General features: G+C 70.3%; 1 protein-coding gene and 1 pseudogene. Both read right to left on the bottom strand.

From position 1 onward, the window contains the following. Positions 1-30 precede the first annotated feature (30 nt). A pseudogene (locus tag FGF04_RS39545) lies at positions 31-471 on the bottom strand (response regulator); the annotation flags it as partial. 152 nt (positions 472-623) lie between these two features. After that, complete coding sequence (locus FGF04_RS39540; RefSeq protein ID WP_235882761.1) at positions 624-884, bottom strand: chorismate mutase; 261 nt, start codon at positions 882-884, stop codon at positions 624-626. Position 885: the final 1 nt, after the last annotated feature.

Genomic DNA, 885 nt, shown 5'->3' with positions numbered 1-885 from the left:
GTGCGGGGGCGGGGCTCAGTGGCCGCTGGGTTCGTAGCCCTTCACCAGGGCCCGCAGTTCCCGGATCTCCCTCTCCAGGGAGCGGTGGCGCTGGTGGGAGTCGTAGAGGTAGCGGACCTTGGTGCGCAGGGTCCAGGGGTCTATGGGTTTGGTGACGAGGTCGGCGACGCCGAGCCGGAAGGCCGCGGAGGTCAGTTCGGTGTCCGTGCCGAAGCCGGTGACGAGCATGATCGGGATGTGCTGGGTCTGTTCCAGGCCGCGCATGTAGCGGACGACGTCGAGGCCGCTGACGCCGGGCATGCGTACGTCGAGGACGAGCAGGCCGACGCCGCCGCGCAGGACTTCCTTCAGCGCGTCGTCGCCGTTGGTGGCCCGCTTCAGCTGGTAGCCGAGGGGGGCCAGGGCGCTCTCCAGGGCGTACAGCGTGTCCTTGTGGTCGTCGACTATGAGGATCCTGGCGTCCGGCGGCATGGCGCGAAGTCCCCTCGCTTGGACGAACAGCTTATGTCCGATCCGGACGACGGGGACCGCTCGGCGCAGGATGCCTCAATCCGGTCCGCGCGCCGGTGGGCGGGCCCGCGCGGGGCCCGACAATTGGGGCGCACCGGTGCGTGGGAGAGGGGTCAGCCGCGCGGGCCGGCGTCCTCCGCGATGCGCTCGTGATGGCGGATGACCTCGGCGATGATGAAGTTGAGGAGCTTCTCCGCGAACGCCGGGTCGAGGTTGGCGTTTTCGGCCAGGCGGCGGAGCCGGGCGATCTGCTGGGCCTCGCGGGACGGGTCGGCGGGCGGCAGGTGGTGGGCGGCCTTGAGGTGCCCGACCTGCTGGGTGCACTTGAAGCGTTCGGCGACCATGTGGACGACGGCGGCGTCGATGTTGTCGATG

Origin of the sequence: Streptomyces apricus, from assembly GCF_008369065.1 — a bacterium.
In the GTDB taxonomy this organism is placed as follows: Bacteria; Actinomycetota; Actinomycetes; order Streptomycetales; family Streptomycetaceae; genus Streptomyces; species Streptomyces apricus.
The sequence above is the reverse complement of the archived record's forward strand: the minus strand, read 5'-3'. Positions and strand labels throughout refer to the sequence as shown.